Source organism: Nitratireductor thuwali (genome assembly GCF_036621415.1).
In the GTDB taxonomy this organism is placed as follows: domain Bacteria; phylum Pseudomonadota; class Alphaproteobacteria; order Rhizobiales; family Rhizobiaceae; genus Chelativorans; species Chelativorans thuwali.
In genome coordinates this window covers 4,082,400-4,102,573 of sequence record NZ_CP030941.1, presented here as the reverse complement: position 1 = coordinate 4,102,573, position 20,174 = coordinate 4,082,400, and the positions used below count along the sequence as shown (strand labels likewise).

General features: G+C 61.6%; 30 protein-coding genes and 1 pseudogene. 20 read left to right on the top strand and 11 right to left on the bottom strand.

Translation table 11 applies throughout. From position 1 onward, the window contains the following. The first annotated feature begins 202 nt into the window (after positions 1 to 202). From NTH_RS19935 to NTH_RS19880, 12 genes and pseudogenes are all read left to right on the top strand, one after another. Positions 203 to 1,618, top strand: coding sequence for a hypothetical protein (locus tag NTH_RS19935; protein WP_338531650.1), 1,416 nt, complete (start codon positions 203 to 205; stop codon positions 1,616 to 1,618). Further along, positions 1,618 to 2,265, top strand: a complete 648-nt coding sequence (locus tag NTH_RS19930) for a hypothetical protein (RefSeq protein WP_338531649.1) — start codon at positions 1,618 to 1,620, stop codon at positions 2,263 to 2,265. Before NTH_RS19935 ends, NTH_RS19930 begins: the two co-directional genes overlap by 1 nt. Further along, positions 2,262 to 2,834, top strand: a complete 573-nt coding sequence (locus NTH_RS19925; RefSeq protein WP_338531648.1) for a DUF2163 domain-containing protein — start codon at positions 2,262 to 2,264, stop codon at positions 2,832 to 2,834. The genes NTH_RS19930 and NTH_RS19925 overlap by 4 nt, the downstream gene beginning before the upstream one ends. Then, positions 2,831 to 3,238: a DUF6950 family protein gene (locus NTH_RS19920; protein WP_338531647.1), complete on the top strand. Its 408-nt coding sequence runs from the start codon at positions 2,831 to 2,833 to the stop codon at positions 3,236 to 3,238. Before NTH_RS19925 ends, NTH_RS19920 begins: the two co-directional genes overlap by 4 nt. A gap of 3 nt (positions 3,239 to 3,241) precedes the next feature. Then, a complete protein-coding gene (locus NTH_RS19915; RefSeq protein WP_338531646.1) occupies positions 3,242 to 5,779 on the top strand; it encodes a hypothetical protein in 2,538 nt (845 codons plus the stop codon). Continuing rightward, entirely contained in the window at positions 5,779 to 7,326 is a 1,548-nt protein-coding gene (locus NTH_RS19910) for a hypothetical protein (protein WP_338531645.1), read from the top strand. Before NTH_RS19915 ends, NTH_RS19910 begins: the two co-directional genes overlap by 1 nt. A gap of 11 nt (positions 7,327 to 7,337) precedes the next feature. Beyond that, entirely contained in the window at positions 7,338 to 8,159 is an 822-nt protein-coding gene (locus tag NTH_RS19905; protein ID WP_338531644.1) for a hypothetical protein, read from the top strand. Positions 8,160 to 8,177: 18 nt separating this feature from the next. Next, the gene (locus NTH_RS19900; RefSeq protein ID WP_338531643.1) at positions 8,178 to 8,621 is read left to right on the top strand and encodes a hypothetical protein; all 444 of its coding nucleotides are present in this window, start codon (positions 8,178 to 8,180) and stop codon (positions 8,619 to 8,621) included. Between the two features lies 1 nt (position 8,622). After that, positions 8,623 to 9,171 carry a hypothetical protein gene (locus NTH_RS19895; protein ID WP_338531642.1) on the top strand — a complete coding sequence of 183 codons (549 nt, stop codon included), beginning with the start codon at positions 8,623 to 8,625 and terminating at the stop codon, positions 9,169 to 9,171. Between the two features lie 15 nt (positions 9,172 to 9,186). After that, the gene (locus NTH_RS19890; protein ID WP_338531641.1) at positions 9,187 to 9,753 is read left to right on the top strand and encodes a hypothetical protein; all 567 of its coding nucleotides are present in this window, start codon (positions 9,187 to 9,189) and stop codon (positions 9,751 to 9,753) included. Next, a complete protein-coding gene (locus NTH_RS19885; RefSeq protein WP_338531640.1) occupies positions 9,753 to 10,982 on the top strand; it encodes a hypothetical protein in 1,230 nt (409 codons plus the stop codon). Before NTH_RS19890 ends, NTH_RS19885 begins: the two co-directional genes overlap by 1 nt. 216 nt (positions 10,983 to 11,198) lie before the next feature. Further along, a pseudogene (locus NTH_RS19880) lies at positions 11,199 to 11,462 on the top strand (hypothetical protein); the annotation flags it as partial. A gap of 26 nt (positions 11,463 to 11,488) precedes the next feature. Here the strand turns inward: NTH_RS19880 and NTH_RS19875 are convergent. Both NTH_RS19875 and NTH_RS19870 read right to left on the bottom strand, forming a co-directional pair. Next, positions 11,489 to 11,680, bottom strand: a complete 192-nt coding sequence (locus tag NTH_RS19875; RefSeq protein ID WP_338531639.1) for a hypothetical protein — start codon at positions 11,678 to 11,680, stop codon at positions 11,489 to 11,491. Positions 11,681 to 11,762: 82 nt separating this feature from the next. Next, on the bottom strand, positions 11,763 to 12,002 hold the full coding sequence (locus NTH_RS19870) for a hypothetical protein (protein WP_338531638.1): 240 nt from the start codon (positions 12,000 to 12,002) through the stop codon (positions 11,763 to 11,765). A gap of 276 nt (positions 12,003 to 12,278) precedes the next feature. On the opposite strand from NTH_RS19870, the gene NTH_RS19865 reads away from it, so the two are divergent. The 5 genes from NTH_RS19865 (at position 12,279) to NTH_RS19840 (ending at position 14,515) form a co-directional block, all read left to right on the top strand. After that, positions 12,279 to 13,364 (top strand): N-acetylmuramidase domain-containing protein, encoded by a 1,086-nt coding sequence (locus tag NTH_RS19865; protein ID WP_338531637.1) that lies wholly within the window; start codon positions 12,279 to 12,281, stop codon positions 13,362 to 13,364. Then, positions 13,361 to 13,549: a hypothetical protein gene (locus tag NTH_RS19860; RefSeq protein WP_338531636.1), complete on the top strand. Its 189-nt coding sequence runs from the start codon at positions 13,361 to 13,363 to the stop codon at positions 13,547 to 13,549. The genes NTH_RS19865 and NTH_RS19860 overlap by 4 nt, the downstream gene beginning before the upstream one ends. Next, positions 13,546 to 13,704: a hypothetical protein gene (locus NTH_RS19855; protein WP_338531635.1), complete on the top strand. Its 159-nt coding sequence runs from the start codon at positions 13,546 to 13,548 to the stop codon at positions 13,702 to 13,704. The genes NTH_RS19860 and NTH_RS19855 overlap by 4 nt, the downstream gene beginning before the upstream one ends. After that, positions 13,704 to 13,952: a hypothetical protein gene (locus tag NTH_RS19850; RefSeq protein WP_338531634.1), complete on the top strand. Its 249-nt coding sequence runs from the start codon at positions 13,704 to 13,706 to the stop codon at positions 13,950 to 13,952. The genes NTH_RS19855 and NTH_RS19850 overlap by 1 nt, the downstream gene beginning before the upstream one ends. 200 nt (positions 13,953 to 14,152) lie before the next feature. After that, positions 14,153 to 14,515, top strand: a complete 363-nt coding sequence (locus tag NTH_RS19840) for a hypothetical protein (protein WP_338531632.1) — start codon at positions 14,153 to 14,155, stop codon at positions 14,513 to 14,515. Between the two features lie 72 nt (positions 14,516 to 14,587). On the opposite strand, the gene NTH_RS19835 is transcribed toward NTH_RS19840, so the two are convergent. The 5 genes from NTH_RS19835 to NTH_RS19815 all read right to left on the bottom strand — a co-directional run bounded on the left by NTH_RS19835 (position 14,588) and on the right by NTH_RS19815 (position 16,569). Continuing rightward, the gene (locus NTH_RS19835; RefSeq protein WP_338531631.1) at positions 14,588 to 14,824 is read right to left on the bottom strand and encodes a hypothetical protein; all 237 of its coding nucleotides are present in this window, start codon (positions 14,822 to 14,824) and stop codon (positions 14,588 to 14,590) included. After that, the gene (locus NTH_RS19830) at positions 14,821 to 15,555 is read right to left on the bottom strand and encodes an SOS response-associated peptidase (protein WP_338531630.1); all 735 of its coding nucleotides are present in this window, start codon (positions 15,553 to 15,555) and stop codon (positions 14,821 to 14,823) included. Before NTH_RS19830 ends, NTH_RS19835 begins: the two co-directional genes overlap by 4 nt. A 35-nt stretch (positions 15,556 to 15,590) precedes the next feature. After that, entirely contained in the window at positions 15,591 to 15,968 is a 378-nt protein-coding gene (locus tag NTH_RS19825; protein ID WP_338531629.1) for a helix-turn-helix domain-containing protein, read from the bottom strand. An 83-nt stretch (positions 15,969 to 16,051) separates the two neighbouring features. After that, on the bottom strand, positions 16,052 to 16,339 hold the full coding sequence (locus tag NTH_RS19820) for a hypothetical protein (protein WP_338531628.1): 288 nt from the start codon (positions 16,337 to 16,339) through the stop codon (positions 16,052 to 16,054). Further along, positions 16,336 to 16,569: a hypothetical protein gene (locus tag NTH_RS19815; RefSeq protein ID WP_338531627.1), complete on the bottom strand. Its 234-nt coding sequence runs from the start codon at positions 16,567 to 16,569 to the stop codon at positions 16,336 to 16,338. Before NTH_RS19815 ends, NTH_RS19820 begins: the two co-directional genes overlap by 4 nt. A 182-nt stretch (positions 16,570 to 16,751) precedes the next feature. On the opposite strand from NTH_RS19815, the gene NTH_RS19810 reads away from it, so the two are divergent. Together NTH_RS19810 and NTH_RS19805 are read left to right on the top strand one after the other, a co-directional pair. Beyond that, on the top strand, positions 16,752 to 17,477 hold the full coding sequence (locus tag NTH_RS19810; RefSeq protein ID WP_338531626.1) for a hypothetical protein: 726 nt from the start codon (positions 16,752 to 16,754) through the stop codon (positions 17,475 to 17,477). After that, a complete protein-coding gene (locus tag NTH_RS19805; RefSeq protein WP_338531625.1) occupies positions 17,474 to 17,671 on the top strand; it encodes a hypothetical protein in 198 nt (65 codons plus the stop codon). The genes NTH_RS19810 and NTH_RS19805 overlap by 4 nt, the downstream gene beginning before the upstream one ends. Before the next feature lie 54 nt (positions 17,672 to 17,725). Here NTH_RS19805 and NTH_RS19800 read toward each other — a convergent pair whose 3' ends face one another. The 4 genes from NTH_RS19800 to NTH_RS19785 form a co-directional block, all read right to left on the bottom strand. Further along, the gene (locus tag NTH_RS19800) at positions 17,726 to 18,217 is read right to left on the bottom strand and encodes a hypothetical protein (protein ID WP_338531624.1); all 492 of its coding nucleotides are present in this window, start codon (positions 18,215 to 18,217) and stop codon (positions 17,726 to 17,728) included. A gap of 34 nt (positions 18,218 to 18,251) precedes the next feature. After that, the gene (locus tag NTH_RS19795; protein ID WP_338531623.1) at positions 18,252 to 18,761 is read right to left on the bottom strand and encodes a hypothetical protein; all 510 of its coding nucleotides are present in this window, start codon (positions 18,759 to 18,761) and stop codon (positions 18,252 to 18,254) included. A 96-nt stretch (positions 18,762 to 18,857) separates the two neighbouring features. Continuing rightward, the gene (locus NTH_RS19790; RefSeq protein ID WP_338531622.1) at positions 18,858 to 19,031 is read right to left on the bottom strand and encodes a hypothetical protein; all 174 of its coding nucleotides are present in this window, start codon (positions 19,029 to 19,031) and stop codon (positions 18,858 to 18,860) included. A 229-nt stretch (positions 19,032 to 19,260) separates the two neighbouring features. Next, the gene (locus tag NTH_RS19785) at positions 19,261 to 19,461 is read right to left on the bottom strand and encodes a helix-turn-helix domain-containing protein (RefSeq protein ID WP_338531621.1); all 201 of its coding nucleotides are present in this window, start codon (positions 19,459 to 19,461) and stop codon (positions 19,261 to 19,263) included. A 416-nt stretch (positions 19,462 to 19,877) separates the two neighbouring features. Between NTH_RS19785 and NTH_RS19780 the strand changes: the two genes are divergently transcribed. Further along, positions 19,878 to 20,174: a hypothetical protein gene (locus NTH_RS19780; RefSeq protein WP_338531620.1), complete on the top strand. Its 297-nt coding sequence runs from the start codon at positions 19,878 to 19,880 to the stop codon at positions 20,172 to 20,174.

Genomic DNA, 20,174 nt, shown 5'->3' with positions numbered 1-20,174 from the left:
CGTTGACGAACTGTCGCGACTGAAGCATGCAGCCGATCTTTCCGGGGTTGGCGTCGAGGGCCTGTCCACCGCCATCCGGCGGCTGTCGAAGAACATGTTCGACATAGCCGCCGGCGCGGGACAGGAGGCAAAGCGGGCTTTCGACGCCATCGGCATATCCGTTCAGAACTCCGACGGTTCCCTGAAGACCTCGAGCCAGATCATGACCGAGGTCGCCGGCAAGTTCGTTCAGATGGAGGACAGTGCGGAAAAGACGGCTCTGGCTGTGGCACTGTTCGGCCGCGCCGGCGCTAGTCTTATCCCGATGCTTAACCAGGGCGCTGATGGCATCCGCTCCATGATGGCTGAAGCGGACCAGCTCGGAATCGTCCTCAATGAACGTACCGGCAAGGCAGCGGAGGCGTTCAACGACAACCTGGCCCGCCTCGGAAAGGCGAAAGACGGCCTCTATCTCATCATGGCGGAGAAGCTCCTGCCGGCGCTGGAGGCCTTGACCAACCGCTTCGTCGATTTCGTCAAGGAAGAAGGCAACATCAGGGGAATGGTAGAGAACGTCGGCGGCATTTTCGAATGGCTGGCGCAGGAACTCGCCAGCGTTACCATCGTCGCCGCACGCCTGCGGGTGGAATTCGCCGGCATCATGGAAGCCCTCGACCGCGTTAGGAGTGGCAACTTCAGCGGGGCATGGGAAGCCTTCAAGGCCGGGCAGGATGCATCCGCCGAAATGGCCGCGAACATCCGCAAGGATATCGAGGGGATATTCAGCCAGGAAGCCGCCCTCCTGCGTGGCGATCAGACCGCTTTTGATCAGGCCTTCGGCGATGCCGGCAAGCGTGCTGGCGAAACTTTCGTCGTCAATTTCGGGGACGGCGCCAGCGGCGGCGCCAAGAAGGCGCTCGACCCGATGGCGCGCGAGGCCGCCCGAATAATTGAACAGACACGCACACCACTTGAGCAATACCAGGCGCAAATTGCACGGCTGAGCGAACTGCTCGCGGCCGGTGCTATAAAACAGGATACCTACAACCGAGCGGTTCTTCAGGCTCAAGATGCCTTCGACAAGGCTACGAAAGATGCCGAGAAGAACATGTTTTCACTTGAGAAGGTCGGGCAGTCCATCGCCGGCACGATCACCAGCGCGTTTCAGGGGCTGATCGACGGTTCGAAGAAGCTGAAGGACGTGCTTGCGGATGTCCTGAGCCAGCTCGGCAGCATGCTGCTCAACAGCGCCTTTCGCTCCCTGTTCAGCTTTGGCGGCGGTGGCGGCGGCTTGGGCGGCATGTTCGCCGACATGGCCGGCATTCCAAGCTTTGCGAACGGTGGGACAATCTTGCCGGGTGGGGCAGGGGGCATCGACAGCCAGCTGGTGCAGTTCCGCAAATCGCCGAACGAGCGTGTCGATATCACGAAGCCCGGCCAGACGCTCAACAGCGGCGGCCGTCCCGGCGGTGTGGCCGATGTGCGCGTGTGGGTGGACCGGGATGGCAACTGGCAGGCCGCGGTGGAGCGGATTTCCGACCGCCGGGCGGACTCAATACTGCGCCAGTACGACAAGGGCAGCGTACAGCGCACCGCCAGCAACATCAAAGAAGGTCGCCGGCGAGGGATAATCGACTGATGGCTCCCGTTTTCCCTCGCGATGTTCCCGATTACCAGACGGTCGAGTTGACGTTCACGCTTACCGACAGCGTGACTTCGGCGGCCTCTCACAAGGGCGCAAAAATCAACATGTCGAAGGTGGCCGACGACGTATGGGAGCTGGCCATGGAGACCAACGTCCTCGAGCCCGATAGAAAGCGCATCTGGTCGGCGTGGAAGAAGAGCTTTCGCGGGCTCCGCGAATTCCTCGCCTACGACACATCTCGCAATCCGCCGGCTGCCTATCCCGATGCGACGGCGCCAGGCGATATCTCGGACGGCTGGAACGGCACGGCCGGGGTTGCCAGTGTCGGGGCATCCGGCCTGCTCGGCCTGTCGGGTCTTCCAGCCGGATATCAGGCCAAGGTTGGCGATCGGGTCGGGTTGGAGCAGAGTGGCCACTATGGCTACTACGAAGTGCTGGAGGACGTCGCGGCGGACGGTTTCGGCGCCGTCACGCTGGCGGTTGCCCCGTTCCTGCACACGTCGATCTTCACCACGGCCGCCACGGCTCGGCTCTGGCTTCCGGTGTGCAAGTTCATCATGGATCCGAGGAGCTGGTCGGAGAGCAACGTGCTCGTGCCGACGCCGGTCTCCTTCAAGGCAGTGCAGCGGGTGATGGCATGACGTTTCCCAGCTCTGTTCTCGATCTTCTCGACGAGGGTCGGGTCGATGTCCGCGGCCTGATCAAGTCCGCCTTCGGCACCGGCACCTATGGGTTCATCAAAGCCCAGACGCCGCTGGCATGGGGCGGGCTCACCTACCAGCCGGGCGGCGTCATCAAGGTTTCCGACCTCGACGGATCGATGGGCACCTCCGCCCAGCAGTTCACGGTCGAGCTCGCGGAATCGCCCGACGACGGTCTCACGCCCGATGTGCTCAAGACGATTGAGATGGAGGATTACCGCGATCGGCCGGTTACGATCTACGACGCGCACTTCCATCCCGATACCGGCGAGCTTCTGCATGTCGAACCGCTGCGGCGCGGCTATGTCGACCAGCTCCGGCATGAGGAGGATTCGGGCGAAGGCTACAAGCTCATCGCCGACTGTGAGACGCGGGCGCTCGACTACACCCGAACGAATGGCCGCAAGCGCACCATGGCGGATCAGGCAAGGCGGTCGCCCGGCGATGACTTCTACATCAATGCCGCGACGACGGGGCGCGAAGAGATCCTATGGGGACGGAACCGATGATCGTTCGCGTGCCCGATTGGGAAAAGCGCCTCAACGAGGTCGTCGAGCGTCACATCGACCTGCCATCGCAGTTCGGCGTCTCGGACTGCTGGATTATCCCGGCTGATGCCTTCGAGGCGATCACGGGCGAAAAGCTCTACAGGGGCATCCGCTACAAGACGGAGGCCGGCGCCGCCAGGCAGCTACGCAAGCGCGGCTTTGAAACGGTCGAGGATGCATTCCGCGCCCGGCTACCTGAGATTGGCCGCCTGTCCGCCCGCCGTGGCGACCTGGGCGTCATTGAGCGTGATGGCGCGATCTCCGGGGGCGTCGTCACCAATATCGGGTTCGTGACTCGAGGCGAGGGGTCCGTGCTGATCCTGCCCATCACCGAAATCAAAACGGCGTTCCGCGTCGGGGACTGATCCATGCCATTCATCGGTGCAGCAATTGGCGCGATCGCCGGTGCGATCGGCTCCGTAGGCTCGTTCATCGTCGGCGCCGCCGGCACGTTCCTCGGCAAGCTGGCGCTCGGCATCGGCTTTAACCTGGCTTCGGCCTATTTTCGGCGGCGAAAGCAGGAAAGGCCGGAGCCGACCGGCGTTCAGATCCAGACCCAATACGGAGCGGACGTCCCGCGCCAGGTGGCGATGGGGCTTGTCGGCATCGCCGGCCATGAGTGCCACGTCAACGCCTATGGCAGCGACAATAAATGGCTTCAGGACGTCTACCAGGTCTCTGACTATTTCTGCTCAGATCTGAACCGGGTCGCGATCAATGGCGAATGGGTCACATTCGACCGCAACAACCCGGACCCGGCAAAGGGCTGGCCGGTGACGTCCGGCGACTATGCCGGCGTTGTCTGGATCAAATGGTATGATGGAAAGCAGGTCGCAGCCGATGCGGCGCTTGTTGCCAACGCTAAACCGGCCGACCGCTGGACCGTCGATTGCAAGGGTATCGGCAATGCCTATGTCATCGTCACGGCCGAGTTCGTGCGGGACAATCAGCTCGGCCGCCCGGACATGTTCTTCGAGGTCAAGGGTGCGCCCCTCTATGACTGGCGGAAGGACTCGACGGTAGGCGGCTCGGGCTCGCATCGGTGGAATGACGTCTCCACCCACGAGTTCACCGAAAACCCGATCGTCATGGATTACAACTACCGGCGCGGGCTGTCGGTGAACGGCGATCTGTTCTGCGGCATGGAGATGGATGCGAGCGATCTGCCGCTCGACAAGTTCACCTCGGCCGCCAATGTCTGCGACGAGACGGTGGAAGGCGAAGCCCGCTATCGCTGCTCCATCATGATGGACTGCACCGCAACGCATGGCGACAACATCGAAGCGTTGATGAAGTCCTGCGGCGGCGTCGTGATCGATGCCGTGGACGGTTCCTGGCCGATGGTGGGCGCGGCTCAGCCGGTGGTGGCGACGATCACAGATGATGATCTCGTGGTCGGCGAGCCGGTGCGCTGGCAGAAATACCGATCCATGTCCGAACTGGTGAACTCGATACAGGGCACCCATCCCGATCCTGAGCAGCTCTGGTCCATGGTCGGCTACGAGTCGATTGTGTTGGACGATGCGATCGTGGTGGATCGCCGCACCCGTGATGTTCCGATGGACTTTCCGACGGTGCGGAGCCCGCGGCAGGCCAAACAGCTCGCCTCAATCTATGCCGCCGAAAACCGCCTGGAGGCGACGGCGGACATAACCCTTCGCCCCCGCTGGCAGGTGCTTAAGGCCGGCGACTGGATCACATGGAACAGCGCCCGGTACGGCACGAAGACCTATATCGTCGTCAGCCGGGTTCTGAAGTCCCTCGATAGCGACAAGCCGCGCGTTGCGGTTCTCTCGCTGCAGGAGCGGAATGCCGGTATATACGACGGCGTGCAGAACCCGGTGCCGATCGTCCCGTATCCGCCCGGCAAGCCAGTCTATCTGCAAGAGGTCGTTAACTTACAACTGGCTGCGGTGCTCGCCGGCACGGCCGACAAGCTCATGCCGGCGATCCGCGCTCAGTGGGATGCGATCGACGATGTCACGGTCGTTGGCGTGGACCTTGAGTGGTGGCCGACCGATCAGCCCGCATCGAAGGGCTCTCTGCGGGTCTCCGACGACGTGTCGTCCGCGGTTCTGGTCGAGGGCGTCGTCTCGGCGACGGAGTATTCGGTTCGCACCAGACTGGTGACCAGCCCGCAGAGGGTTGTGGCGTGGTCGGACCCGGCGACCATCACAACGCCGGATCAGCCCTATACCGATATCGCCGTCTATCTCGCCAGCCTCCAGGAGGATATGCGCAACTTTTTCAAGGACAGGTGGACCGAGGCGGAAGAGATCTTCGAGCGTGTGGAGTACCTGGCTGCGAACGGCGCCACGGCCAACGTCGAAGACATCGTCGACCGCAAGCGCTTCGAGCGCAAGATTGGCAATGCCGAGGCGTCGATCCGCAAGGAGAGCGTCCTTCGAGTTGCGGCAGACGAGGCCCTTGCCCAGGACATCACGGCAGTCAGCGCGTCGGTGGACCAGAACTCTGCCGCGATTGTTCAGGAATCGAACGCGCGCGCCGACGCTGACAGCGCCCTGGCGCAAGACATCACGGCGGTGCAGGCGATCGCCGATGCCGGTACGGCGCAGGGCTTGATGAAATGGGAAGCCGTGGCCGCGCCTGGTGGCGTCTCCGCCCGCTTCTCTCTGCAGGGGAAGGCGACCGCAGGCGGAGCGTTCCGTACAGGCGGTGCCTATCTGGATGTGCTTCCGGACAGCGCTCGCTGGGTGTTTGAAGCGGATCAATTCATCATCACGGATGGGACAGTCAATGGATCTCCATTCGTCTATGCTGGCAGCGTTCTGAAGGTGCAGAACGTCGTCCTCGGATCGCTGACCTTCGACGTCCTTCAGTCGAGCAATGGCAAGCTGGTGCTCAAGGGCAGTGGCTCCAACGCCTCGCTGGAGATATTCAACTGATGACGCGGCTGTTCGTAGGTCATAAGCCCGGAGTTGGCGGCGTCGTCAAGGTGATGCGGAACGACGGCGACGACCCGCTGATCACATCGAACTACGATTACGGCAAGTTCCTGTTCAACAGCGAAACGGGCAAGGTCGGCTATGTCGACTACTTCCAGAGCGCCCGGTTCGAGGGCAGCATTGCGCCGGATACCGACAACTTCTTTCCCGCGGGGACAGGCTGGGCCGACTGCCACAAGCACATCGGGATGTTCACCACGCTCCAGTACCAGGCGATCTTTCCAAGCCGTATTCTCGGCCTTGGAGACCAGTCCATTGTCTACGAGTATCGGGAGAAGAAGGCGCTCGGGTCGCAGATCACGGGCCCTCAGGTTCGTTACGTGCAAAGCAGCGCTGGCGTGTATGTTATCGGCAAGAATGTCAGCCTCGGCCCCACCCGCATGTGGGCTGTGAAGCGTGTCAGCGGGCGGTTCACCGCAGGTGAATTCCCGGCGTGCATCGGCGGGAAGATCGGCGGAGACTTCAGCTACATCGACGATGTGTATGAGAGTGGTCAGCAGCCAGTGCTCTGCACCATCTTGAACCTACCGGCCGACAGCACGCCGATACCGGCTTCGCCCGTCGGAGCACCAGGGTCTCGCAACACCATTCTCATACCTTCGCTCGTGCGGATAGCGAAGGCCGGGGCAAGCGCGGACGGACCCGGCGAAGGCATCATCATCGACAGCACCAAGGTGCCGATGAAGATCGTCCGTGCCGGAGACGTCAATATCCCCGCCAGCTCGTCGGTCGACCTGATCTCTCCGGTCGCCCTGAACGAGAATTCTTTCATGGACTGGATGTGCTGGGAGACCGGGGGTTCGGCGTTCGTGCCGCAGGCCGCGACGACAGTGGCGGGGTATATCGACGACTATCGCCTGAAGATGGACTACACCATCTATGGCGACAGGGTTCGCGTCTTCAACAACGGCCCTGTCGGCATAACGGTTCGCTACATGATCTGCCACGACGACGGGCTGCCCCAGACCGGGGGAGGCAGCCAGGTCTTCAGGAGACTTGCGGATGGCAACATCCAGATCAAGCGGCCCGGCTCGTCCGACACGGCCCCGAGCAGCAGGGACATCCTGCTCGACACCCGCTTCGCCTATCTGCCGATCGTGGCGGAGGGCTTCGTCGATCACTCACAGTTCGCGGCCGATGGCTCCGAGCCCCGGATTGGGACGCACTCGCTGACCGTCAACTTCCCGAACGACGGCAGCTACAGGCCGTTCCTGAAGTACTACGTCATGCGCGGCGACGGCAGCAACATCAGCTCTCCGATCTTCGAGATGCTCCGCACCGAGCCGGTCACGTGGGCCGAGGGCTATCCTTCCAGCCGCAGCTCATGTGCTCTGGTGACGGATACCTCGGTCAAGTTCTGGATGTCTCGCGGCAATGCCGACGGCGCTAGAAACAGCGGCGATGGCGATGTCGAGGCGACCCACGACGACTTCATGCGGGTCTACGGCTACCGCTACTACGTCTTCGCCATTCCCACCTCTCTATAGGGTCAACATCCATGACCATCTATTCAACCGGCACGGTCTCCGTGACGTCGGGCTCCAAGACCGTGACCGGCAGCGGCACCGCATGGGATCTGTTCCTGATCAATGGCGGGCTGTTTTCTCTAGCCGGCATTGCCATACCGATTGCCTCGGTCACATCCGACACGGAACTGGAGCTCGCGTACGTCTGGCCGGGAGCGACCGGCAGTGGTCTGACATATGCCGTCGATCGCCAGTCCGCCTACTCGGCCAAGGCGACAGAGGCCAACGACCGGCTTGCCGATATTACCATCCGTCTTCAGGCGCTCTCGTTCATCAACTTCGATGCGGCCGGAACGCTGGCCGAACGTGCGGCATACGACGCGGAGCCCAAGGAATTCATCTTTCTCGACATCTCCGCCGACCCGTTCGAGCTTTGGATCAAGGCCTCCGACACCCCCGGAGACTGGGCGGGGCCTAATCTTTACGGCAGAGGTCCGGCAGGGCCGACGGGTGTGGGCGACAAATTTGACCTGCTGTTCGAGGATCCAGGCAAGCCCGCAGGCGGAGAGGAAGTCTTTCGCGCGGTTTACTCGACCGAGGTGGTTTACCCCGCGAACTTCGGAGGGTCCTTTGTATTCGCGAAGGTGGCGGCAACCGCCAGTGCCGTATGGTCGGTCGATCTGAATGGGGTCCAGGTGGGGACGATCACGTTCGCCGCAGCCGCCATGACCGGCACGCTGGCCACGCTCGGCTTCACCGCCCAGCCAGGAGACATCCTGACCATCATCGCCCCTGATCCGCCCGACGACACGCTCTCGGGCGTCTATGGCGTTCTTACCGGCACCCGCAGCTAACTCTAGGAGCCCCACCTCATGGCGTTCACAACCACGCTTTTCAATCACACCACGCGCCTCTTCATGGGGCAGTTGGTGAATCTCCCGAACCTGAAGGTCATGCTGCTGGACAGCACGGCAGCCTTCGATCCGACCAATACGACGCTCGAGCAGGTTGCCGGCGTCGGCAACGCTAAGGAAGTATCCGGTAGCGGATGGACGGCGGGCGGAGAACCCTTGGCGAACGTCGTCGCCGCAACGGTTGGCTCCGACGACGGAGCCCTCAACGCGGACGAGGTGCGCGTGAGGGCTACAGCCGGAGATATCGGACCAGCCTACGCGCTCGTGATCTTCGACGATCTGGATGCCAACAAGGCCCCTCTCATCTACACGGACTTTGGCGGCGCCTTGACAGCGGCAGACGGGGTCGATTTCCTCATTCCTCTGTCACCGTTCCTGACCGGCACCTACACGGCGCCGTAGCATGCTCGGCTTCGACTCCCTTGGCGTTGCCTCCGTCGCACAGGGGCAGGCGCAGCGGATCGCACTGGCAGTCTTGGCTGCGCCCGCGATATCTCTTGCGAGCCCCGCTGCTGCCGTGGCCGGTCAGCGAGTTCCGGTCGAGGCTGCGATGGCAGTTGGCTCGGTCTTGGAGCCCGCTATCGGCGTCTGGATAAACTTTGGCGCAGTCAATCTTGCCATAGATGCTTCTGTTTCCGGACGAGTGGGAGTGATCCTCGCAGTAGACGCAAGGGAAATCGCTCTTGCGAGCGCGCTGGATCTTGCGCCGTACGTCGCTGCGAGGATCTATACGGAGAAGACGGTCTTCACGCAGGGAGCCGTCGCCCAGGCGCACATAACCGGGCTGGTTGAGATAGACGTCATCGAGAGACCGCGCTTCGTGGTGCGGGCACGCATCGAGCCGGCAGTCGGTATCTCGGTCCCTCCGCTCCAGATCTTGGAAATCGTTCCCGCCCGACACGGTGCCTCGGCTCGCGCCCGTCACCCACGCATCCAAGCAGCTCTCTCCTAATCATAGAGGCCCACAATGGCTCTTAAATTCTTCAATCGCGTCTATGTCCTGACGGCATCGACGGGAACCGCCGCGGTCAATCTCGGTGCGGCAATCTCGAGCAATCTCTACTCCTTCAGCGATGTAGGAGCTGCCGATGGCGACAACGTCTACTACGCCATCGAGGAGGGCACCGACATCGAGATTGGCATAGGTACGATCAGCGGCGGCGGTACAAGCCTCTCCCGCGACGCGGTCTACTCGTCCAAGATCGGCGGCGTCATGGGTACGTCGAAGATCAACCTGGCAGGAGCCGGCAGGGTGCGGGTCATCGAGCCCGCCGAGTTCATCAACCTGATCACCGACCACATGAACGCCACGAACAATCCTCACGGCGTGACGAAGGCTCAGGTAGGGCTGGGGAATGCCGACAATACGGCAGATTCCGACAAGCCGGTCTCGACAGCGCAGCAGAGCGCGCTGGACACAAAGCTGGACATTGCCGGAGCTACCATCCGGGGGCGCAGCAGGCGGCCCCGGACGGTGTCGCCAACTGGAACGACTCTACCAACATCCTGCCAGGGCGCATCCAGAATCGCCTGATGAACGGGATGGACGCCAACGGTCCCGGAGACGACATGGACTATCATGCATGGGTCGGTCAGTACGCGGATACGGAAGATCGGTGGCAGATCGCATATCCTGCCGAGGCCGGGGGCAACCTCTGGCAGAGAGTGCGAACCGGAAGCCCGTCGATCTGGTCGGCCTGGAGCAAGATCGCCTTCGAAAGCGACGTCGTCTCCTACGCCGCCTCCCTTCTCGATGTTCGCCGCAACCGCATCGTCAATCCCTGCATGCAGGTCAGTCAGGAGAACGAAAATACGGCGGGGACTTCAGCGCCCTACTATGTTGCGGATCAGTGGGTTCTGGGGGCCAACTTTGCCACTGCTGCATTCTCTATCCAGCGAGTCCAGAGCACCACTCCGGCAGGTTCCAAGGATCGCCTGCGGGCCACAATCACAACGGCCGACGCTGCCCTGGACGCAGGCGACCACCTGACGATATTCCAGCCAATCGAGGGGGCGAGGGTTGCGGACTTCTTGTTCGGCACGGCGAATGCCAGACCGGGTGTCATCCGTGTCGGGATGAACTTTCCCCAGGGTACCTGGTGTGTGGCACTCCTTAATGCGGCACTGGATCGGTCGTATGTAGCCGAAGTCGTGATCTCGGCAGCTGAGGCAGGAACTGATGTCGTAAAGGAGATTTCCTTTACCGGAGACACCTCGGGTGTGTGGCCGACTGGCGATGTCAAGAGCTGGGATCTGCGCTTTACAATAGCGGCAGGAGCTACCTATCGGGGAGTTGCCGGCTGGCAGTCGGGTTTGATGCTCGCGACCGGTAATCAGACCAATGGTGCCTCGTCTACCGCGAATGTCTTCGAAGTCTTCGATGTCGGCCTACGCCGCGACCCCGACGGGACAGGCGACTATGGGCAGTTCGAAGTGCCCGATCCAGCCAATGTGCTCCGCGACTGCATGCGCTACTGGGTTGAGAGAGGACTCAGGATCCAGGTTGGTGGCGGCGTCGACTCAAGCTATGTCGGCAACACCGTATACTTTCCTGTCCCAATGCGAGCTTCGCCGAGTATGTCCTACAGGGACGCCTCCGGAACTGCCAACCGAGTGACAACTAGCGGGAGCGGAGACAATCAGACCCCGTCTGCGGGCTCCATAATGACAAATGGTACAAGAAACGGCTTCGAGAGTGATGCCCTCTTTAGTGCCGCCAATAACTGGGTCTACTTCACCTGGACCGCAAACGCGAGGATGTAGACGATGGATAACCACAATATCCGCTCGGTACAGCACCTGTCCCCAAGACCGGCAGTAGGATACGACCCCTCTGCCCCGGTCAAGATCATCTATCGTGATGACAGCGAAGCCTTCTCCCGATGGGGTAGCGACGTAGGTAACGGCGGCGTGTTGGCGTGGCGATCAGAGAATGGCGACGATGCGGCGGGGGCCTATCAGCCGCGCACGCCGACCGCCGCGGATTTCTCTGCCGCCATCCAGACGCACCTCGACGCCAAAGCCCGCGAGCGGCAGTACGACAACATCCACACCGCTATCGGCTATCGCGGCGATCCGAACCCTGTCTTTGATGCCGAGGCCGATGCGCTATTTGCGTGGAGGTCGGCCGTGTGGACCTATGCCACGGCCGAGCTTGCCAAGGTGCAGGCCGGAGAGCGGAGCGTGCCGACGATCGGGGACTTCGTTGCGGAGCTGCCGGCGTTTGCGTGGCCTGAATCGTAGCTCTGTCTGGTGTCTGGGTAAATCGGCTAGCCCGTTCTGCCGCCTGCTATGACGACATACGGAAACGGTTTGGTGTCGGCCGGTGAGGTTTCACGGACCAGCCTTGCTGCCTGCTTCAACCGTGCGGCCGCTTCCTTGTCGCCGCCTAGATCGGCAATGTCGCGGGCATAGCCCTCCAGCCAGGAGGCCAATTCCGTTTCGGAGAGATCTTCAAGCATGATGTTCTCATCTGACGACGTGAAAGAGCACTGACGTCTACTATCGGCCGTCTGTAGAGATTTGCAATCCAATCAGTGCTGTTCAGCGGCCGTTTTCCTTCGCAGCAATCCCAAGCCTCTCAAGAACGACACTCTGCGCCCGCAGGTGCAGCCGATTGAGCGGCGGTGTAGCAAGAAAGACCTCTATGTCCACCTCATCCGACCGATCAGGAATTTGCCCTGGCCGTGCGAATGCAATGAAACTGTACGGCACCTCCGCGTCCGACACAGTCACCCATGCTCCGGTCTCGTCTTCAGCGAGGACTTTGATCTCAACCGCCATGGCGTATGCTCCTTATGATTGGGAAGATCGCCGGCGGCGGCGGTCGGTGTCTATGGCCAGATCTGGCGATTGACAGGCAACAAATTGGCCGACCCAGGGGGATGGATCCGGGCCGGCCGCGATGGTCTGATGCTAGGAAGGGAACGCAGTACTATCCTAGCCCATCTCTCTTGAAACGCCGTGCGATCCGGCATGGTTCCCGGGCGAGCCTCCCGCGCTGACGCCGCGCGAAAGAGTTTCCGCGCCACTTCCAGTCTAAACCGAAAGGACATCCCCATGTTCGATGAAGCGACCGTTCGCGCGGTCGAGCGCATTGCCGCGCGCATGAAGGTCGACGCGGCCGCGCTTCTGGCCGTGATCGAGGTCGAGAGCGCCGGCAAGGTTTTCGCCCAGGTGGGCAACCGGCTTGAGCCATTGATCCGCTTCGAGGGGCACTACTTCGACCGGCGTCTGACGGGCGCCAAGCGCGCCGAGGCGCGGCGGCTTGGGCTGGCGCATCCGAAGGCGGGGCGGGTGAAGAACCCGCGGAGCCAGGCCGCCCGCTGGGATATGCTGAAGCGTGCCGCCAGGATCGATGCGCAAGCGGCATTCGAAAGCGCCTCCTATGGCGTCGGGCAGGTGATGGGCGCTCACTGGCAGCGGCTCGGCTATGCCAGCGTTGCCGATCTGGTGGAGGAAGCCCGGCGCTCTGCCCTCGGGCAGATCGAGCTGATGGTGAAATACATCGTCAAGTTCGGCCTTCTCGACGAATTGCAGCGCAAGGATTTCACCGCCTTTGCCCGCGGCTACAACGGACCGCAGTTCGCCCGCTACGGCTATCACAAGAAGATGGCGAAGGCTTACGCGCGGATCTCTGGCCGCTCGCCGGTCTCGGCCGCCTCCGGCATGCTGCGCATGGGGTCCAAGGGCGCCCGCGTGCGCGAGCTCCAGGCCCTTCTCGTGCGCGCCGGGCACGCGGTCAAGATCGACGGTGACTACGGGACGGCCACCAAGCAGGCCGTGAGGGCGTTCCAGCGCGCGAACGGGCTTCAGGTCGATGGTGTGGCCGGGCCGCAGACGATGCGCGCGCTCGAAGCCCTGAAGGTGACGCCGGAGGAGCGGCCGGGCGATCTGCCGGCGACCGAGGTTCCCGAGGTGCGGGACGCCGCAAAGGGCTTCGGCCCGGTGGCCGTTGTCGTGGCCGTGCGCGACCAGGTGGCCGAGCTTGCCTACAACCTGTTCGGCCTCGAGTTCGAAACGGCGCAGATGGTCGCGAACGGCCTGCTGACGGCCTCGGGACTGATCGGCACCGGGCTCGCCATCTACGGCCTCTACGGCTGGTGGAAGAGCCGCCAAACCGATGAGGGGGATGTTCCGGCATGATGGCGCTTGAACTCTTCGGCATGGCACTGCTGTGCCTCCTCGCCTTCGTGGCTGTGTTCGATCTGGCACCGCCACCGATTCCGGCGGCATCGCCACTCGGCGTCCTGATCATCATCAGTTTCATCGGCGCGCCGCTGTTTTTCATCCTCGCAATAGGATCTCTGATCTTCGGGAGCTGGCCATGAGCAATGAAACCGTGCCGCTGTGGCGGCGCAAGAGCGTGTGGGGCGTGGCGATCGCCGCCGTCACTGCAGCGGGTGTGATCGTCGGAGGCCTCACGATCGACGACGCCGGCGCCATCGTCCGCCTGGTGGCGGATCTGGTCGGGAGTTTCTTCTGATGCTCGGGCTCGGCATTGGCGCATGGCTGCGCATTGGCGCGGTGCTGGCCGTGTTGGGTGGGCTGGCGTGGTCGCATCACAGCGCCTATCAGGCCGGCCGCACGGCCGAGCAGGCGGCATTCATGGCAAAACTCAATCAGGAGAACGAAGATGCTGGGAAAGCGGCAGAGGACTGGCGCGCTCGCTATCGTCGCTGCGTTGATGGTGGCGGGCTGTACAGCTTCGAAACCGGCACCTGTGACGACTGACGGCCTGCGCAAGGTTGTCGGCACGTCGCTCATAGGAGCGCAGGGCGAGACTCCGGACGACCAGAGAAAGATCGACGAGACTGTGGCCGGTGTCTGCGGCGCATCGATATGGACGCCATCGGAATGCGCCAGGCATGGCAGCGAAAGCCGGAACTGAGACAGGAGCGGGGAATTTGGCGGGACAGAGCGAGGAAAAGCCGATGCGGACGCCACAATGGCAGTGGACGTGGAACCTGAATACGGTCGTCATTCTCCTGGGATTCGCCGCCGGCATCGCCGCATGGGGGGCGACATGGGAGAGGGTGAATTCGGGCCAGATCGCCAACGCGGCCGATATCGATCGGCTGGACAGGCGCCTGACGGCTATCGAAGCGGTCGCTCGCCAGCTCGACAATCACGAATTGAGGATCACCAATGTCGAGCGCCGGGCAAGCGAGGCGGCCGACGCGATGCGCACCGTGGAAGCGGCGATCAATTCACTGGCGTCGGATATCCGGGTGACGCGGGAGATCGTGCAACGGATCGAGCAGGCGCAATCAAGTTCCAGGGCGCCGCCGAACTGATCTCGCCTCAAATCTGGTTGAGAAAATTGACGAGCCCCGCTGGCGCTGATTGGTCGGCGGGGCTTTTTCGTTTCAATGCCCTTCGACGTTTCGGAGGGCCCGCCTGATGGCCTCGTCCGTCTCCTCGTTGCACTGGCGCCGGCGGATTTCCGAAATCGCGAGGCAGAGCAGTGCGAACTCGACCTCGCCTTCGGCCCATCCTGCGGCGGTGGCGCGGCTCATGATGCTCTGGAACTCCGCCTCGAGCGCGCTTTGGCAATCGCTGTCGCGATCGGGGTAGTCGTCGGAACGGCGGGGAGGAACGATCATCCGCCCTGCGGGACCGGTGGCGCTGTCACCAGGGTCAGCTTGTCATCCGGCAACGGCCGCTGGAGCGCCTTCGCTTCTTCCCATGGAGCGGCAAGCCATGTGTCGACTTCCTCTTCCGTGGCGAGGATCACCGGCATCGCCTTCGGATGGATCGGTGCAACGATGCCGTTGGGCTCGCAGGTGAGAAAGCCGTAAAGGTCGGTCGTGATCCTGCCTTCCTTGACCTTGCGGACGCCCGTCCATTCGGGCACCCACAGGCCGGCAAAGAAGGCGAGGGGCCGATCCTCGCCCAGCGCGAACCAGGCATTGGGAATCGGACCGCCATTTGCGTTCGCCGGATCGGGCTCGGCGAAGCTGGTGAAGGGAACGACGCATCGGTTTTCCATGCCGAACCACCGCTTCCAATGCCTGCTGTCCGTGTTGCGGACATTCGTCGTGCCGCGATCAGGCTCCATCTTGAGCAGCTCGTCGAAGTCGACTTCCTTGCCCTTCGCCCGGAACTTGTCGGCCCGCTTCTTCGCTGCGTTGAATATGGCCTGGCTGGACGATGGCAGGCCCCACCGGACGCGGACCAGCTCGCGCTCGCCGCCCGGCGCATTGCGCACGATCGGCGCCAGCTGATCCGGATAGACCTGTATCGATGGCTCCAGGTTGCCGGACAGGTCGCGCAGGGCGCGCGTGAACGCGATGATCTCTCTCTGGGCCGAGCTGAGGTTATAAAGATTGCACATGGTTGCAGATTAATCCGAAACGCGGATGACTGCCATCATGTCTCGGCGCGTGCTGCCAATTCGATCACCTGAATTAGTGCCCGACGCATCGCCTCATCCGGAATCAGCGGAAAGAGCTTGTTCAACTCGATGAGTTCACGCATTAGCAAAAGGTCCGGTTGCCGGCTTTCAGAATGCGTCAGCCCGACAATTTCCGCTCCGCCAAGGAAGTATGAAGGCGCTACGCCCAGCACCTCCGCAAACAGGGAAAGCCTGCTGGCGCTGATGCCGTTTTCCCCCCTCTCGTATTTCTGGATCTGCTGGTAGCTTATGCCCGCGGCACGGGCGAGCTCCTTCTGGGTTATATCCTGCATCATGCGCCGTTGCTTCAATCGCAATCCAACGGCACGATGACTGACATCCGCCTGTCGCATCTGCTTCTCTCCGCCGCTGTCTTCCAGATTGTGGTGGCGATTCTTTCGATCGCGTTAGCATGTGGCGGCAGAATCTCGACACCCTATTCCTTGGGGCGCCGCCAGACGTGGCGGTTCTGCATGTCCCGCCGATCGAACATGTAGCCACGAGCCCGCTGTCTGAATGTTTCAGCTTCGGCCGGATCGGCAAAGCACAATATGGTGTACTCTCGATCTCGTTCATCTATGACGAAGCGGGTTCTTGGTGCGAGCGAAGGAAACGCGGCGTGCAGATAGCCATCTGCACCACGCAGCGCCGATGTCTCTATGGCAACCTGGTGCGGATACTCCCGGTCGACTCTTGCCGGCGACAGCTCACCCTTGCGCCTCACGACTGGCGCTTCCGCTGCGATGCTTGGACGCTGGCGCGCACGTAGCCCCAACTCACGGAAGCCTCCAGGACCCGCACACGGCCTTCCAGGTATTCGTTAGCGCCCAACAGCGCCTTGACCGCCTCGCGTGCATCGCCGCCGCAGGCCTCGATGATCTCGTCGGCCGCAGGCTCGTAGGGATCGGCGATGTCATGTGCGGTGTTCAGGGGATGGTCTGCGCGGACAGTCATTGAAGCCTCCATAGGAAGCTTATCCTATCCAGATCCAAATCGCGGAGTCTAGCGTTTGTTCTTTTTTCGTTCTGGTTGGGTGGCCTGAATGCCGGTCAAGACAGCATCGCTGACCAATCCGATCACGTTTTGCCTTTCCTTCGAAAATTCCCGATGTTTTGCCCGACTCCTCAGATCGAGCCGTGATCATTCCACAAAACATCCACCGGAAAAGTGAGGTTATCGGTGAAGTCGGGCGACCGGATTTGCGGCGAGCCGTTGGCGCGCTGATCCTTCGGGTCGCGGGCGGGCATCAGCCTATGAAAGGGACGCAGATGTACCTGACTGACGCCACCAAATACGCGGTAACGGCACAACGAATGCGTGCGCGTATTCGACGGAGAGGAACCACCTGCCAGGGCTATCTGCTCTGGACGCAGGCAGAAGACGAGCTGTGCCGCTCACTATATCCCGACTACGCCGCTCTCCAAAAGTCCCTTCCGGGGCGCTCCTACAACTCTATTCGCAGTCGCTGCAGAGAGTTGGGCATCCAACGGAAACTCCCTGCCTGGACTGCTGCAGAACAGTCGAAACTTCGCAGGATGTACAAGACGGCACCGCGTGCGGAACTCGCTGCCGCGTTTCCCACGCGACCTGAGCGGTCGCTCGCCACCATGGCTCGTCGAATTGGGGTTCAGCGACCCAGATCACCCTACAAGCCGACGGGTATTCCGTTGCTCGATGAACTGCGCGCAGAGTGCCGCCGACAAAACATCAACATGGTGGACCTCGACCAGTACACCCGAGGCAAATCTTACTTCACACAGAAGAGTTGGAGAGGCCGGCGCAGGGCGATCCGCTATGACCTGATCGTCAGAGGCATCCTCGAACTCGGCGGTAAGATCCATGTCGAGTGGAGTGAAGAATGAAGACCAGTCGCCGACAACTAGAAGACGCCATCGAACGCCTGATCGATCTGCTCGACGATGTCGATGACGATTCCGATTTCGAGCCCGATCCAATTGAAAAGCAGCACGACCAGGAAGCCGAACTGACCTGGGCCTCAGATGTCCCACCCTTCTATGTCGTTGCGGAATGCGCCCGCCGAAAGGCGAAGGCATAAGGTCGGCACGTGACACTGACGAAATGGCGCCGGCCAGGACAGGCTGGCGCCAGATCATCTCTCGCGAAGGATCACTTCGCGTCTTCCGCCCAGCGCCAACACAAGTCCGACGATGACGAGGATCGATCCGAGGAAGAAGCCGATAAAGGCTGATACGCCGGTCATGGCGAGGCTGGCTATTCCTGAGCCGATGGCCGTTCCGACTTCGGTTCCTTCCTGCGCTCCGGCCATCATGTCGCTCGATACGCGGCCGGACAACATCATCATCGAGATGGGCAGGGCAAGGACGCACAGACCCAGCAAGAGGAAGCCGCGCCCGAACGCCCGCCTGATCGTCGGAGCGAAGAAACCCAATACCGCGCTCAGCAGCACGACCAGCCAGATGAGTGGCGAGGGCGTGTTCGTTTCGCGGTCCAGAAACGCCGCAAAGGCCGGCGTGAGGGCCAGCATGCTCGCTATGCCGAAAGTGATCCCGACAACGGTTCGAAATAATGCTTTGATGATGCTCACAGTTCCCCTCCCTAACCCACCGGGATCCCAATCCACTTATTCGCCGCCCATCCCCGATAGGCCCGTCGCTTCAATTGGACTGCAGCCGGTTACAGTGTTCCTGCATTATTGCCCGCACTTCGGCGAATCCGGCTACTGGGAAATTGCCCTGGATGTCATCGGTCTGGAAAGCGACTGGCGCATTTGATGTGGCAAAGATCTCCAGGAACTTCTGTGCATCTGGCCCATGAATGGCGCGATGTTTTCCGAACGCAGGAAATTCGACGGCATCGAAGCGAAATTCTTGCACGCCCTCAGCAGCTCGAAACCGAGCCGTCACACCCCCTGAATCGAAACTGAAGCGCGTCGGTTGGAAAATCACACCGACGGTTCCGTCCTTGCATGCAAGAAACAGATTGGCGCGATCAATGCTTGTCTGCTCTTTAAGCTCTCCCATGGCACCCATCGGGTAGATCTGATCTTCAAAGGCGTCGTAATGGAACTGGACGCCCCAACCTGCGTCTGCAGCCACGGCCGGATGCGTGAGTATGGCAACACCCATTGCCATCAATGCTTGCCCAAGATTGACTTTCATCTGCATGTTGCCCTCCTACCCATACGCATCGTGGCGCAAGGGAATGGTGAGCGCAACCGATGGCTTTCAGGAGTACGACCTGGTGCCCAACACTGAACTGGTCTAGAGGCGGATATCGTCTTCCGCCACATCAGACTTTCGCAACTCATCTTCGGTCGCGGGTCTCAACAACACCTTCACGCCGGTCACTTCAATCTCGGCAACGAAACCAGCTTTCGCCGCACCTTTGCAGATCGCAGTGATCTGATGCTGGGAAACTGCAAGGCGGCGGGTCACGCCTTTGGCTCTCGGATCAACCCGATATTTCGATCTCTCCAGCAGAGATATTCCTGGAGGGTCTCAAACTCGGCCCGGTCGTTCTCATGGCATATCGACTTAGCCTCGCTCGTGAATACCTCGACACGTTCGCCGTCGAAACAAACCCGCTCAATCGGGAGCCCTGCGGACAGCACAGCCTTTATCAGACGGCGTACCTCATCATGAGTTATGCGGGCGGCGCGCCTAGTCATCTGTGCCGCGGCGCCGGCCGTTCGTCGGTCGCCTTCACGCCGACAGTTTCGAACGCCTCGACAGTCTCCCCGCGAATGCGCAGCAGCTTGCCTAGGCGAAAGGCTGACAGTTCGCCGCGGTCGATCATGTTTCGGACGTGACGCTCAGAACATTGCCAGCGCTCGGCAAGCGTTCTCGGCGTGAATACCTGGTTCATCTTCTTTTCGATCCAGGCCCCGTACGCTTCTTCAATTCCTGAGCAACCCTCAAAGCGGCAGCCAGTGCCGCCTTTGCCCGATCTGGGTCGGGAGACCCATAGCCCGGCGTTCTTGTTGACGCCGACGAGGGCTGCCCCTGCCGGACCCGGCACCTTTCCCTCATCTCCCTCAAGCCGGATCGAGTGACGAAATCCCGGCGGCCGATGCGCTCGATCACTAGATTTCCCCTCGCAGCCTCGGCTCGAAGCGTTGCAGGCTTTATCGCGCCCCGGAAGACCAACTGGCAAGCTTCATCCAGCGTCATGGGATCGTCATCCGCGATATTGTCGATGGCTCGGTCTTGCTTCATCGGAGCACGTTCGCCGCTCCCGATGCGCTGTGCAACGTAGACACCCTGTGGATTGCGGGCAAATCCATGGAGAACGACAAATGCGGCGATGCCGGACAAGGCGGCGCAGGAGAGGGGGACGTGGCAGGGCAGGGTAAACCTTCCAAGGCAGAAGGTTTTACTACCGTCGCCGACATTGGCCTGACCCACAAAGATGTCCATGAAGCGCGCTTGATCCGGGACGCAGAGATTGCCGATCCGGGCATAACCCGCCGCACTCTCGACGAATGCATCGAGGCGAAGCAGGAGCCGACAAAAGTCCGCGCCTCGCAAGCGCGCCAGGCTCTGGATCAGCTTTACCTGATGTTCACCACCACATATTAA